Annotated in this window: 10 protein-coding genes; 3 read left to right on the forward strand and 7 right to left on the reverse strand. The window is 60.1% G+C overall.

The window, feature by feature from the left end; genetic code table 11:
- Positions 1-437: 437 nt before the first annotated feature.
- From FFI16_RS02880 to nadA, 3 genes are all read left to right on the forward strand, one after another.
- Positions 438-1,724: an OmpP1/FadL family transporter gene (locus FFI16_RS02880; RefSeq protein WP_138814067.1), complete on the forward strand. Its 1,287-nt coding sequence runs from the start codon at positions 438-440 to the stop codon at positions 1,722-1,724.
- A gap of 267 nt (positions 1,725-1,991) precedes the next feature.
- Entirely contained in the window at positions 1,992-3,431 is a 1,440-nt protein-coding gene (locus FFI16_RS02885; RefSeq protein ID WP_138815350.1) for a lactate dehydrogenase, read from the forward strand.
- Positions 3,432-3,667: 236 nt separating this feature from the next.
- Entirely contained in the window at positions 3,668-4,726 is a 1,059-nt protein-coding gene (gene nadA, locus FFI16_RS02890; protein WP_138814068.1) for a quinolinate synthase NadA, read from the forward strand.
- Between the two features lie 137 nt (positions 4,727-4,863).
- Here nadA and FFI16_RS02895 read toward each other — a convergent pair whose 3' ends face one another.
- The 7 genes from FFI16_RS02895 to FFI16_RS02925 all read right to left on the reverse strand — a co-directional run bounded on the left by FFI16_RS02895 (position 4,864) and on the right by FFI16_RS02925 (position 13,921).
- Positions 4,864-5,352, reverse strand: coding sequence for an RDD family protein (locus FFI16_RS02895; protein WP_099486446.1), 489 nt, complete (start codon positions 5,350-5,352; stop codon positions 4,864-4,866).
- Positions 5,353-5,446: 94 nt separating this feature from the next.
- Positions 5,447-5,659: a cold-shock protein gene (locus FFI16_RS02900; RefSeq protein WP_071484370.1), complete on the reverse strand. Its 213-nt coding sequence runs from the start codon at positions 5,657-5,659 to the stop codon at positions 5,447-5,449.
- A 390-nt stretch (positions 5,660-6,049) separates the two neighbouring features.
- Positions 6,050-7,174 carry a glycine cleavage system aminomethyltransferase GcvT gene (gene gcvT / locus FFI16_RS02905; protein ID WP_138814069.1) on the reverse strand — a complete coding sequence of 375 codons (1,125 nt, stop codon included), beginning with the start codon at positions 7,172-7,174 and terminating at the stop codon, positions 6,050-6,052.
- A 39-nt stretch (positions 7,175-7,213) separates the two neighbouring features.
- On the reverse strand, positions 7,214-8,590 hold the full coding sequence (locus tag FFI16_RS02910) for an L-serine ammonia-lyase (protein ID WP_138814070.1): 1,377 nt from the start codon (positions 8,588-8,590) through the stop codon (positions 7,214-7,216).
- Positions 8,591-8,777: 187 nt separating this feature from the next.
- Complete coding sequence (gcvP, locus tag FFI16_RS02915; RefSeq protein ID WP_138814071.1) at positions 8,778-11,615, reverse strand: aminomethyl-transferring glycine dehydrogenase; 2,838 nt, start codon at positions 11,613-11,615, stop codon at positions 8,778-8,780.
- A gap of 10 nt (positions 11,616-11,625) precedes the next feature.
- Positions 11,626-12,009, reverse strand: a complete 384-nt coding sequence (gcvH, locus tag FFI16_RS02920; RefSeq protein WP_138814072.1) for a glycine cleavage system protein GcvH — start codon at positions 12,007-12,009, stop codon at positions 11,626-11,628.
- Between the two features lie 403 nt (positions 12,010-12,412).
- Positions 12,413-13,921 carry a sigma-54-dependent transcriptional regulator gene (locus FFI16_RS02925; protein WP_138814073.1) on the reverse strand — a complete coding sequence of 503 codons (1,509 nt, stop codon included), beginning with the start codon at positions 13,919-13,921 and terminating at the stop codon, positions 12,413-12,415.
- Between the last annotated feature and the right edge of the window lie 46 nt (positions 13,922-13,967).

Raw genomic sequence — 13,967 nt, forward strand, 5'->3', positions numbered from 1 at the left:
TTGTTACATCGTCTGTAGGATTTATTACATAAAACGTGAGGAATGCCGCGTTATTCAGCAAATAAATGCACAAAATTAGTGCAGATTGCCGGGTGGTCGCTATCAGGCCCTTGTATTTACGGGGTAGGTAAGTCGATCAGGTGATGTGGGAGGGGTTTGATTGTTGCAGCAAGATGACTTAATCGGCGTGTTTATAGAGTCCTACGCCGTCGAGGTGGCTATCCAGCTGTATTGGCGTTGAAATTGACAGCTTTGCGACGGTGAAACCGGACAGTCACAATCAGGTTAAAAAGTCATAAAAGGACACGAAAAATCAGGCAAAGTCTTTGAAATTCCTGAGATTGTCCGACAATCCGAAGCATGAAAAACTCTTCATAAACGCCCCGCTCGAACGTTGGTAGTTTCCCCAGCGCTGCCCAATAATTCGAGTCCTAATAATGAATAACAAAACTCTTAAAAGCGCCTTGGCGCTCTCTATTTCGCTCGCCTCCACACAACTGCTCGCCGGTGGTTTTGCCCTCAACGAGCAAAGTGTCAGCTCAATGGGTACAGGCTACGCCGGACGCTCTTCCTCGGCCGACGACGCCAGCACGGTGTTCGGCAACCCGGCCGGCATGTCGCGCATCAAGCACAATGAAGTCAGCATCGGCGCGACTTACCTGGATGCCAAAACCAACATCAAGGATGCCAGCTCCTCACAAGGCGGCGCCGACAACCCTGGTACCAACAAAGGCGACATGGTCCCCGGCATTGCCGTGCCGATGGGTTACCTCGTGACGCCGATTGATGAACACTGGGCCTTTGGCCTTGGGGTCTACGCGCCGTTCGGCCTGGTGACCGACTATGAACACAGCTTCCAGGGCAATGGCTTTGGTAACAAGAGCAAGGTTCAGGTCCTCACCGTGCAGCCGACGGTCAGCTATGCGTTCAACGACAAGGTCTCGGTAGGTTTCGGCCCGACCTTCAACAAAATCACCGGCGAGCTGGACTCCAAAGTCCCGGCGTTTGGCTTGGGCACCGAGACGGCCAAGATTAAGGGTGACGACACCGCGATGGGCTTCAACGCCGGTATCCTGGTGCAGGCCCTGGACAGCACCCGCGTCGGCGTTACTTACCACTCGCAAGTGGTCTATCACCTGAGCGGCCATACCAACGCCTCGGGTGTGCTCTCGGATTTGCTCGACGGCGGGGCGCAGAAGTATGACGCCAAGCTGAACGTCACCACGCCGTCGTCCGTGGACTTCTCGGTCACGCACCAACTCACCGACGCCTTGACCCTCTACGTGGGCAGCACCTACACGCGCTGGAGCCAGTTGAAGAAAATCACGGTCAACAACTCTGGCGTTTCGGACATTACCGCTGAGCTGGCCGGCCTGAACTCCATCACCGAAGAGCAGCATTGGCACGACACCTGGTCCCACGCGATCGGCCTGTCGTACCAGCTCAACAAGCAGTTGGTGTTGCGTACGGGCTTCTCGGTGGACCAGACACCGACCAACAACACCGACCGTTCCGTGCGTATCCCCACGGGTGATCGCACCGTCTTCAGCCTGGGGGCCGGTTGGACGCCCGTCGACAACCTGACCTTCGACGTGGCCTATTCCTACCTCAAGGAAGAGCCGATCAAGGTGCGTGACAACAACCCACAGCTGGCGCTCACCTACGACGCCAAGTATGAAAACAGTGCCAATGGTTTTGGTGGTTCGGTGACTTACCGCTTCTGACCTGTGGATAACGGCAAAGGGCCGTTTTTTTGGCGTGGTCCTTTGCCGTAAGTTTTGACCTCAATGCTGTCAATCGCGGCGTGTCTTGGTTAGATTGAAGGCTAATCAGCTTTTAGGACACGGACTGTCATGACTACGCTAACGCCGATCATCGCGACCAATTCCCTCATTCTTCGCGCCGCCACGACCTCACCGCCGGCAGCGCTTGCTAACACCCTCGACGTCTCACCGGCCCGGCCGTCTTCCGTGGTCAGCCTCGGAAATCCCGTGGCCGACGTTATCGATCTCTATTCCAAAAACGGGCAGCTCCCCGGCCGCGAAACCGTGTGGGCCTGGGAAAACGATAATCAGGACGCAGTCACCCAGGCGATCAGCCAACGCTTCGGTTCAATCTCCACGGCTAGCCGTTACAGCGGCCTCGGTGCTGCGTTGGTGGATCAGTTCACCGGGGGCGGCGGGGCGGGGATTTCACAATCGGTGCTCAACACAACGGCAGAGCGTGCCGGTGATACGGGCGGGATCAAGGCCGACCAGGCGGTGTTGCACAGCAAGGCCGACAACCAAATCAGCCTCAGCATCAAGACCGCCAGCGGTAAGACGGTGACGTTCAGCCTGTTCAGTCAGAAAGACGGCTTGGGCGTGCAGGCCACCGTCGACGGCGGCGATTTGACCGCGGATGAACTCAAAGCCGTCGGCCAATTGGGGGCGGCGTTCCAGGCTTCGGTCGATGGGTTGACCGCCGTACCGCCGAAACTCGACCTGAGCAAACTGACCCAGTTCGACACCAGCGTGTTGGCGTCGGTGGACCTCAACGCCAAAGTCAAAACCCAGGGGGGCGAGGACATGAGCCTGACGTTCCACGCCGACAGCCAAAGCCGCACCACACGTATGAGAGGCCCGGCCGGCGACGTCGACCTGTCTGTGGACCTGAAAAACCGCGCAATCCTGGGTGACTCCAAACAGCAGGCCAAGGCGATGAAAACCTACCTCGCCCAGTTCGACCGGGTGCAACAGCGCGGTAGTGCCAATGCTGATTTGATGGCGATGTTCAAGGATGCGTTCAGCGCCATGAACAGCAACTATCCCCAAGGCGCTGGTGCAACGAATGCATTGAGCAACAACCCGACCGACAAAGGTTTGCTGACAGGGCTGGCGGACTTCAAGGCTTCGATCAAGCAGGCCGTCGGTGCGTCCAACGCAATGCGTCCTACGGAAGTCGACAGCTTCTCCTACACCGTGTCGCAGAAGACCCAGGTCAATGGCCGCAGCAGCGCGGACCGCAGCGTTACCCAGAACCAGCAGTCGGTGCTGTCGGCAAACTTCCACAAAAGCCTCAGCGGTGGCGAGCCACCGGTGTTGGATGGCACCCGCGAATCGCAGAACTACCTGTATGTGCAAGTGCAGGACAAGGCCAGCAGCACCGCGAGCTTCTCCTATAAGGATGGCCAACTGGCGAGTGCTTCTGTGTCGCAGTCGGCGGTGCAGAACACCCGGACCCAGAAGTACGAGATGGCCCAGTTGGTGTCAGACACGGTGGTGCCGAAAGAAGGCTCGTCCAAACGCGACTACCTGGCGTTGCTGGAGCACGCAGCCCAGGAGGTTAAAAAGTCCAAGGACGCGCTGGAGCAATCAACCTTGAAGGACGCCCTGGCGGCCATGCAGGATTCGGTGCTGCTAAAGGACTATCCCGCTGTACTGATGCGCTGAGGTTGCGCGCCATGAAAGCGGGAAGGCTCATCACGGGGCCTTCCCGTTTTTTTTGCCCGACAGGCGTGCGCCTGGATGCCAGATTAGGCTTTTGAATCGATTCGATATTCTGTAGCCTTGCGCAGCTTCAACCGTGCTTGATGAACACTATCACTTCGTCCGGCGGCGCCCGAAGGGCTCCAGAGCCGGTGGTACACTCGACTTTCGCGCTTACTGCGCTTGCAGGTCTTGCGAACATGACGCAAATTTCCGAACGCCTACTGGTTCAAGCTCACCTCGACGCCAAGCAGCCCAGGGCGCTGAGCGCCGATGAAGAGGCGAGCCTGCGCAGTGCCATCGCCGCCGAGCTCAAGGCTCAGGACGCGGTGCTGGTGGCCCACTTCTATTGCGACCCGGTGATCCAGGCCCTGGCCGAAGAAACCGGTGGCTGTGTCTCCGACTCCCTGGAAATGGCGCGCTTTGGCGCTGCCCACCCGGCCAAGACCGTGTTGGTCGCCGGCGTGCGTTTCATGGGCGAGACCGCCAAAATCCTTACTCCCGAAAAACGCATCCTCATGCCCACCCTGGAAGCCACCTGCTCCCTGGACCTGGGCTGCCCGGTGGATGAGTTCTCGGCGTTCTGCGACCAGCACCCCGAGCGCACGGTGGTGGTGTACGCCAACACCTCGGCGGCGGTCAAAGCGCGTGCCGACTGGGTGGTTACCTCCAGCTGTGCGCTGGAAATCGTCGAAAGCCTGATGGATAACGGCGAGACGATTATCTGGGGGCCGGACAAGCACCTGGGCACTTACATTCAGCGCCAGACTGGCGCAGACATGTTGCTGTGGGACGGCGCTTGCATCGTCCACGAAGAGTTCAAGTCCAAGCAGCTTGAAGACATGAAGGCACTGTACCCGGACGCCGCGATCCTGGTGCACCCGGAGTCGCCGACGGCGGTGATTGAATTGGCTGACGCGGTGGGTTCCACCAGCCAACTGATTGCCGCAGCCCAGCGCTTGCCGAACAAGACCTTTATCGTGGCCACGGATCGCGGCATCTTCTACAAGATGCAGCAGTTGTGCCCGGATAAAGTCTTTGTTGAGGCACCGACTGCCGGCAACGGCGCGGCCTGCCGCAGTTGCGCGCACTGCCCGTGGATGGCGATGAATACGCTGGAGCGCACGCTGCAGTGTTTGCGTGAGGGCAGTAATGAGATCTTCGTCGAGCCGTCGGTGATCCCGCACGCCGTGCGCCCGCTCAAGCGCATGCTGGATTTCACCCAGGCTGCGCGCCTCAAGCTGGCTGGCAACGCCTGATCCAAGGCGCACCCGGTCAAAAATGTGGGAGCGGGCTTGCTCGCGAATGCGGTGTGTCAGTCGATACATCTGGTGACTGAACCGACGCATTCGCGAGCAAGCCCGCTCCCACCTTTGGATCTTCACTCTTTCAGCGGTTACTTTTTCTGCTTGGGGATTCGCACCAGCTGCGTATCCGAGTAGATGTCATGCCAGCTGCGTTTGCGCTTATCAAACACCGACCAGACAAACCCCAGCCCCACGCACAACCACGACGCAATCGCCACCACAAACCGCAGCAGCGCCTGCCACAGGCTGATGCGCGAGCCGTCGGCGTTCTGTACGCGCACGCCCCACACCTGCATACCCAGCGTCTGCCCCGAGTGGGTCCAGAACTTGGCGAAAAAACCAAACAGCACGAAAAACAGAATCGTCGACAGCAGCGGGTCGCCGTCCAGCGCGCCGGACTCGGTGAGCGTGCGCATCCTGGCTTCGCCGATAAACGCCATCCACACCAGCTTGTAGATAAACGCCGTGACGATCAGCAGCGCGGTGCACAACAGGAAGTCATAGAACATCGCTGCCAGACGACGGCCCAGGCCAACGGCGGGGAATTCGCCTTGGGGGCTCAACAAAGGTTTGGGCATGGCCGTCTCTCTTGAGAAAAAAGCCATTTTACGAGCAAACGCACATAAAAAAGCCCCTGATGTCACCATCAGGGGCTTTTTGTCGCAGTAAGGATCAGCCTTCTGCTTGTACTTCGTCTGCTTGCAGACCTTTTTGGCCTTGAACCGAAACGAAGGTGACTTTCTGGCCTTCTTTCAGGCTCTTGAAGCCGTTGCCCTGAATAGCGCGGAAATGCACGAACAGATCCGGACCGCTTTCTGGAGTGATAAAACCAAACCCTTTCTCGTCGTTAAACCACTTGACGGTACCGCTCTGACGATTCGACATTTCTTCTTTCCTTTGACGCTAAAAATTAATGACAGCCCCTTTCACATGAAAGAGTACTGGGCTGGGTTGCAGGAAAGTAAGAGACGTCGAACGGGTTGTAGCAAACTTATAGCTACTGCCCAGGTCCAGGTTCCAAGCGACCCATGCAAACACAGTGGCTAAACTTTACGTCAACTAATACAGAAAAAACAAGCCCCGCAAACCCCCAGGTTTTGCTCGGCCATATGACACTTCGTTGACTAAAAGTGGATCCCACATATTCGATAGCGTTGCTCACTTGTTATAGGCGGGTGCCTATTAAAATGACTATCGTCAATGCACTCTTTTATGGCGGTTGCGTTACAAATTAGTGCGCGTTAACGCAACCGCGTTACTTATAGGAACAGTCAATCAGCCGCGGTAGTAACGTTGCGGTACAAATGGCATTTTACTTACACGTAATGGCACCTTTTTCCCACGTACCAACGCAGACACTTCGGTGTCCAGTGCGACAAATGCGCTGTCCAGGTAACCCATGGCCAGCGGGCCGCCCAAGGTTGGGCCAAAGCCGCCGCTGCAGACGCTGCCGATCACTGTGCCGTGTTCGTCGACGATTTCCGCCCCTTCACGCACCGGGGTACGTTCCTGTGGCAGCAGGCCCACGCGCTTGCGGCTTACACCGGCTTGCTGCTGGGTGAAGATGCGGTCGGCGCCCGGGAAGCCACCGGCACGTGCGCCATCAGCGCGACGGGCCTTGGAGATGGCCCACAGCAGGCTGGCTTCAATCGGCGTGGTCTCGGTGTTCATGTCATGGCCGTAGAGGCACAGGCCGGCTTCCAGGCGCAGGGAATCACGGGCGCCCAGGCCGATGGCTTGAACTTCGGTTTCGGCGAGCAGGCTGCGCGCCAGGCTCTCGGCATTGGCCGCCGGTACGGAAATCTCAAAACCGTCTTCGCCGGTGTAACCCGAGCGGCTCACGTAGCAGTCCACGCCCAGCAGGCGCAGGGTGGCGAACTGCATGAAGGTCATCTTGGTGACTTCCGGCGCCAGGCGCGCCAGCACTTTTACCGCTGCCGGGCCTTGCAGGGCCAGCAGGGCGCGCTCTTCGAACAGCGGCTCAATGCTGCACTGCTCGCCGATATGTTTGCGCAGGTGGGCCAGGTCCTGATCCTTGCAGGCCGCGTTGACCACCAGGAACAGTTCGTCGTTGCCCAGGTTAGCCACCATCAGGTCGTCGAGGATGCCGCCCTGGTCATTGGTGAACATGGCGTAGCGCTGCATGCCGACTGGCAGGTCGATGATGTCGACCGGCACCAGGGTTTCCAGGGCCTTGGCGGCATTCGCGCCGGTCAGGCGGATCTGGCCCATGTGGGACACGTCGAACAGCCCGGCCTGATCACGGGTGTGCAGGTGTTCCTTCATCACGCCCAGCTGGTATTGCACCGGCATGTCGTAGCCGGCGAAGGGCACCATGCGTGCGCCCAGCTCGATGTGCAGCGCGTGCAATGGGGTTTTCAACAGGGTTTCGGTGGACATGTTCAGCTCCTGAAAAACGTGCGGACGCGCTTGTAGGCGTCAGCACTCGATAATATTGACGGCCAAACCGCCACGGGCGGTTTCCTTGTATTTGCTTTTCATATCGGCGCCGGTCTGGCGCATGGTGCGGATGACCTTGTCGAGCGAGACAAAGTGCTGCCCGTCGCCACGCAAGGCCATGCGCACCGCATTGATTGCCTTGACCGAGCCCATGGCATTGCGCTCGATGCACGGTACCTGCACCAGCCCGCCAATCGGGTCGCAGGTCAGGCCGAGGTTGTGTTCCATGCCGATTTCGGCGGCGTTTTCCACTTGGGACACGCTGCCGCCCAACACCTCGCACAAGGCGCCCGCAGCCATGGAACAGGCCACGCCGACTTCGCCCTGACAGCCGACTTCGGCGCCGGAAATCGAGGCGTTTTCCTTGTACAAAATCCCGATGGCGGCAGCGGTGAGCAGAAAGCGCACCACGCCGTCCTCGTTCGCGCCGGGGATAAAGCGCATGTAGTAATGCAGCACCGCCGGCACAATCCCGGCCGCACCGTTGGTGGGCGCGGTGACCACGCGCCCGCCGTTGGCGTTTTCTTCGTTGACCGCCAGCGCATACAGGTTGACCCAATCCAGCACCGACAACGGGTCGCGCAATGCCGACTCGGGGTTTTTGCACAGCTGCCGATGCAACGCCGCCGCACGGCGCTTGACCTTCAAACCGCCGGGCAAGATACCTTCGTTGCGACAACCGGCATCCACGCAGTCCTGCATCACCTGCCAGATGTTCAGCAAACCGGCGCGGGTTTCCGCCTCCGGGCGCCAGGCACTTTCATTGGTCAGCATCACCTGGCTGATGGACAACCCATAGGTGGCGCAATGGCCAAGCAAGTCCTTGGCGTGTTTGAAAGGGAAGGTCAGCGGCGTGGTGTCTTCGACAATCCGGTCTGCGCCGGCAGCGTCTTCATCCACCACAAACCCGCCGCCGACGGAGTAATACTCGCGGCTGCGGATCTGGATACCGGCGGCGTCGAAAGCACGAAAAATCATGCCATTGGGATGGTAGGCGAGAGGCTTGCGAATCATCGCCAGGTGTTCTTTCTCGTTGAACGCAATGCTGTGTTCGCCGAGCAGGTTCAAGCGACCGTCACCGCGCATTTGCGCAAGGCGTGCGGCGACGGTTTCGGTATTCACGGTGTCCGGGTGTTCGCCTTCCAGGCCCAGCAACACGGCCTTGTCGCTGCCGTGACCTTTGCCGGTGGCGCCCAGCGAGCCATAGAGCTCCACCTTGATGCCGGTGGTGGCGCTCAGCAGGTTGTCACGCTTGAGGCCCTCGACGAATCGAGCGGCGGCGCGCATCGGGCCGACGGTGTGGGAGCTGGAGGGGCCGATGCCAATCTTGAACAGGTCGAACACGCTAAGGGACATGGTTGTTCTCCGGTTTCTTATTATGTGTTGGGTGTACTCGGTCAAATGGTGGAGGAGGACTATGTGGGAGCCGGGCTTGCCCGCGATGCAGGCACCTCGGTCTATCAGGTAGACCGAGGTGATGCCATCGCAGGCAAGCCAGCTCCCACACAAGCCAGCTTCTACATTAAATCGTGTACAACCTCAGTTACGCGTAGCTCTCGATCGACGGGCACGCACACACCAGGTTGCGGTCGCCGAACACGTTGTCGACCCGGCCAACCGGCGGCCAGTACTTGCCTTCGATCAACGACGCAACCGGGTACACCGCCTGTTCGCGGCTGTATGGGTGGCTCCATTCACCGACGATTTCAGCCGCCGTGTGCGGGGCGTTTTTCAGTGGGTTGTCGTCCTTGTCCAAGGTGCCGTTTTCGACTGCGCGAATTTCCTCGCGGATGGCAATCATGGCGTCACAGAAGCGGTCCAGTTCTTCCTTGGATTCGCTTTCGGTCGGCTCGATCATCAAGGTGCCCGCCACCGGGAACGACATGGTCGGCGCATGGAAACCGAAGTCGATCAGGCGCTTGGCCACGTCATCCACGCTGATGCCGCTGCTGTCTTTCAATGGGCGCAGGTCGAGGATGCATTCGTGCGCCACCAGGCCGTTGCTGCCGGTGTAGAGCACGGGGTAATGCTCTTCGAGGCGACGGGAAATGTAGTTGGCGTTCAGGATCGCCAACTGCGAGGCGCGCTTGAGGCCCGCGCCGCCCATCATGCTGATGTACATCCAGGTGATCGGCAGAATGCTCGCGCTGCCAAATGGCGCCGCGCACACCGCGCCTTCCTTGCGTTCCATGGCCGCGTGGCCTGGCAGGAATGGCGTGAGGTGGGATTTAACCCCAATCGGGCCAACGCCCGGGCCGCCACCGCCGTGCGGGATGCAGAAGGTTTTGTGCAGGTTCAGGTGAGACACGTCGCCACCGAACTTGCCCGGTGCGCACAGGCCGACCATCGCGTTCATGTTGGCGCCGTCGATGTACACCTGGCCGCCGTTGTCATGAATGATCCCGCAGATTTCGCGGATGCCTTCTTCGAACACGCCGTGGGTGGACGGGTAGGTGATCATCAGCGCAGCGAGGTGCTCGCGGTGCTCGATGGCCTTGGCGCGCAAGTCTTCGATATCGACGTTGCCGCGTGCATCGCAGGCGGTGACCACCACGCGCATACCGGCCATGTTGGCGGTCGCAGGGTTGGTGCCGTGGGCCGAAGACGGGATCAGGCAGATGTCGCGGCGTTCTTCGCCACGGCTCTGGTGGTAAGCACGAATGGCCAAGAGGCCGGCGTATTCACCTTGGGAACCGGCGTTCGGTTGCAGCGAGATCGCGTCGTAACCGGTGGCCGCGCAGAGCATGGCTTCCAGGTCAGAGGTCAGCTCCAGGTAGCCGGCGCTTTGTGCAGCCGGGGCGAACGGGTGCAAGGCACCGAATTCGGCCCAGGTCACCGGGATCATTTCGCTGGCGGCGTTGAGTTTCATGGTGCACGAACCCAGCGGGATCATGGTGCGGTCCAGCGCCAGGTCCTTGTCGGCCAGCTTGCGCAGGTAGCGCATCAGCTCGGTTTCGGAGTGGTAACGGTTGAACACCGGGTGGCTGAGGATCGGCGACTGGCGCAGCAGCGCCGCAGGCAAGGTGCTGTCAGTCGCAGCGAAGGCCGGCAGTGCCTTGCCATCGGCGAAGATCGCCCACAAGGCTTCGATATCGGCCTGGGTGGTGGTTTCGTCGACCGACAGGCCAACGCGCTCGGCATCCACTACACGCAGGTTGATGCGCTGGGCGCGAGCCTTGTCATGCAGGGCGGCGGTGTTGGCGCCCGTGTTGAGGGTGATGGTGTCGAAGAAGTTTGCCTGCTCAACCTTCAGGCCCAGGGCGGTCAAGCCTTTGGCCAGGATCGCGGTCAGCTGGTGAATGCGCTGGGCGATCTGGGTCAGGCCTTTAGGGCCGTGGTACACGGCGTACATGCTGGCAATGTTGGCCAACAGGACCTGCGCGGTGCAGATGTTGCTGGTGGCTTTCTCGCGACGGATATGTTGCTCGCGGGTCTGCATGGCCAGGCGCAGGGCCGGCTTGCCGAAACGGTCGACCGATACACCGACCAGACGGCCCGGCATATCACGCTTGAACGCATCCTTGGTGGAGAAGTACGCCGCGTGCGGGCCACCAAAGCCCAGCGGTACGCCGAAGCGTTGCGCGCTGCCGATGGCCACGTCGGCGCCGAATTCACCCGGCGGGGTCAGCAGGGTCAGGGCCAGCAGGTCGGCGGCCACGGCCACCAGTGCGTTGGCGGCGTGGAAACGCTCGGTCAGTTCGCGGTAATCAAACACATCACCGTTGCTGGCCGGGTATTGCAGCAGGGCGCCGAAGAATGCGCTGACGTCAGTCAGCTCACGCTCATCGCCCACTACCACGTCGATGCCCAGCGGCTCGGCACGGGTGCGCAGCACGTCGAGGGTTTGCGGGTGGCTGTGGATCGAGGCGAAGAAGGCATTGCTGCCCTTGTTCTTGCTCAGGCGCTTGCAGAAGGTCATGGCTTCGGCGGCGGCGGTGGCTTCGTCGAGCAAGGAGGCGTTGGCGATCGGCAGGCCGGTGAGGTCGCTGATCAGGGTCTGGAAGTTCAGCAGCGCTTCCAGGCGGCCTTGGGAAATCTCGGGTTGATACGGGGTGTAAGCGGTGTACCAGGCCGGGTTCTCCAGCAGGTTGCGCAGGATCGGCGACGGCGTGTGGCAGTTGTAGTAGCCCTGGCCGATGTAAGTCTTGAACAGCTGGTTCTTGCCGGCGATGGCCTTGATCTTGGCCAGGGCCTGGGCTTCGCTCAGGCCGTCTTCCAGGCCGAGCACGCTGGTGCCCTTGATGCTTTCCGGGATCACGCTGGCGCTGAGGGCTTCGAGGGAATCAAAGCCTAGGCTTGCGAGCATGTGCTGCTCATCTTCCTGACGCGGGCCGATGTGGCGGGCGATGAATTCGTTGGCGGTGCTGAGATTGATGGTCATGGTGCGCTCCTCAGGCTTCAGCGTTGGCTTTGATCAGGCGGTCGTACGCATCCTGATCCAGCAGTTTAGCTACCGCCTCGGCGTCGGCCGGTTTAAAGCGGAAGAACCAGCCTTCGCCCATTGGGTCTTCGTTGACCAGTTCCGGGCTGCCATCGAGCTTGTCGTTCACTTCGAGGACTTCGCCGTCCAGCGGCATGTACACGCCGCTGGCGGCTTTTACCGATTCCACGGTGGAGGCTTCGGCGCCCTTGTCGTAAACCTGCAACTCCGGCAGTTGCACGAAAACCACATCACCCAGCGCGTTCTGCGCGAAAGCGGTGATACCCACGGTGACGCTGCCATCGGCTTCGGCGCGCAGCCATTCGTGATCTTCAGTGAAACGCAACTCGCTCATGGAAACTCCTCAGGGCCAGATTCGTCTGGTGGACGGGATTGGAATAATGGGGAGTTGCTTAGCAATATTGCGGCCAATTTTATTAAGTCGTTATAAATCAAAGACTTAATTATTTTGGTTATTACGATATGATATTCAGCTGTAGCGATTTCGCTACACTCAGGCACACTAAAAAAAGCCTATGTGGATCAAAGCCTTGCATGGCACGTAAAAAACAGGGTTGTAGCGATATCGTTACGCTGTAGCGCTTTCAGTACAGCGAGTGTCGTTTCTAGACTAGATTTGGAATGCAGTCCATGTGGGAGCGGGCTTGCTCGCGAATGCGGTGTGTCAGGCAGCTCATTTGTAACTGATCCACCGCATTCGCGAGCAAGCCCGCTCCCACATTTTGATCTCTACATTTTCAAGGCTTATTGGGAATGCCGTACTTGCGCAAGCGATGGGCGATCGCCGTATGGGACGTTTGCAGGCGGCTCGCCAGTTGGCGGGTCGAGGGGTAACTGGCGTAGAGGGTTTCCAGCAGATTGCGCTCGAAGTCTTCCACTGCTTGTTCCAGGCTCTCGACTTCGCCGTCGTTCTGGCGGGCGACCGAGGTGCCGGCGATGTCCAGATCGCCAATGTCCACCAAGGTACTTTCGCAGATGGCGGCGGCGCGGAAGATCACGTTTTGCAACTGGCGCACATTACCCGGCCAGCGGTTACCCAGCAGCGCCGGGTAAGTGCCGGGCGCCAGGCGGCACACCGGGCGCTGGATCTGTGCACAGGCCTGCTGCATGAAGTAGCGCGCCAGCAGCAGAATGTCCTGGCCGCGCTCGCGCAGCGGCGGCACTTCGACGTTGAGCACATTAAGGCGGTAGAACAGGTCTTCGCGGAAGGTGCCCTCGCTGACCATCTTTTCCAGGTCGCGATGGGTGGCGCTGAGGATGCGCACATTCACCTTCACTTCACGGTCGCCGCCCACCCGGCGAAAGCTGCCGTCATTCAGAAACCGCAGCAGCTTGGCCTGCAAATACGGCGACATTTCACCGATCTCATCGAGGAACACCGTGCCCTGGTTGGCCAACTCCATCAGCCCCGGCTTGCCGCCACGCTGCGCGCCGGTAAAGGCGCCAGGCGCATAACCGAACAACTCACTTTCGGCGAGGTTCTCCGGCAACGCCGCGCAGTTCAACGCTAGAAACGGCGCACTGTGGCGCGCACTGATCGCATGGCAGGCGCGCGCGACCAGCTCTTTGCCTGTGCCGGTTTCGCCCTGGATCAACAGCGGTGCATCCAGCGCCGCCACCCGTTGCGCCCGCGCCTTGAGGGTGCGGATCACCGGCGACTCGCCCAGCAGCGCATCAAACCCTTCGGCATGGTCGTGATGCAGCGCCGACAGTTGCTCACCGATGCGGTTGGGCTGATACAGGGTCAGCAGGGCGCCGGCGTCGGTGATCGGCGTGGCGTCGAGCAAAAAGGTCTGGCCGTTGACGCTGATTTCGCGCAACGGCAAACGAAAGCCCTGTTCGAGCAAGGTCTCCAGCAGCGCCGGGTCGTTGAACAACGCGCTGATGCTTTCGCCTGCCGGTTCGCGGCCATACAGCGCGATCAGCGCCGGGTTGGCCAGCAGGATCTTGCCCGCGCTGTCCAGGGCCAGCACCGGGTCGGTCATGGCCGCCAGCAGCGCGTCGAGTTGCAGGTGGCGGCGTTGGCCGGGCAGGATATCCACCACAGTAACCGCCTGCACACCGTGCACGCTGAACAGCGCATCGCGCAGCTCTTCGAGCACTTCGGCGCTCAGGGTCGGCGCGTCGATATACACGTTGGGCGGCACCATTTCCACCGCATCCAGGTTGAGATTGCGCCCACCGAGCAAGGCCAGGACTTCCTGGGTAATGCCGACGCGGTCGATGAAGCTGACGTGGATACGCATGGGGCTAGCGATTCTGGGGAACTGGAGGCGGCAAGTATGCCTTGGA

This window comes from Pseudomonas sp. KBS0710 (genome assembly GCF_005938045.2).
Lineage (GTDB): Bacteria > Pseudomonadota > Gammaproteobacteria > Pseudomonadales > Pseudomonadaceae > Aquipseudomonas.

What these genes read in the sequence shown, in the direction of transcription:
- gcvP (WP_138814071.1), bottom strand. Translation starts at nt 11,615, where the DNA reads ATGACCATCAATCTCAGCACCGCCAACGAATTCATCGCCCGCCACATC.
- FFI16_RS02880 (WP_138814067.1), top strand. Translation starts at nt 438, where the DNA reads ATGAATAACAAAACTCTTAAAAGCGCCTTGGCGCTCTCTATTTCGCTC.
- FFI16_RS02895 (WP_099486446.1), bottom strand. Translation starts at nt 5,352, where the DNA reads ATGCCCAAACCTTTGTTGAGCCCCCAAGGCGAATTCCCCGCCGTTGGC.
- gcvH (WP_138814072.1), bottom strand. Translation starts at nt 12,009, where the DNA reads ATGAGCGAGTTGCGTTTCACTGAAGATCACGAATGGCTGCGCGCCGAA.
- nadA (WP_138814068.1), top strand. Translation starts at nt 3,668, where the DNA reads ATGACGCAAATTTCCGAACGCCTACTGGTTCAAGCTCACCTCGACGCC.
- FFI16_RS02925 (WP_138814073.1), bottom strand. Translation starts at nt 13,921, where the DNA reads ATGCGTATCCACGTCAGCTTCATCGACCGCGTCGGCATTACCCAGGAA.
- FFI16_RS02910 (WP_138814070.1), bottom strand. Translation starts at nt 8,590, where the DNA reads ATGTCCCTTAGCGTGTTCGACCTGTTCAAGATTGGCATCGGCCCCTCC.
- FFI16_RS02900 (WP_071484370.1), bottom strand. Translation starts at nt 5,659, where the DNA reads ATGTCGAATCGTCAGAGCGGTACCGTCAAGTGGTTTAACGACGAGAAA.
- gcvT (WP_138814069.1), bottom strand. Translation starts at nt 7,174, where the DNA reads ATGTCCACCGAAACCCTGTTGAAAACCCCATTGCACGCGCTGCACATC.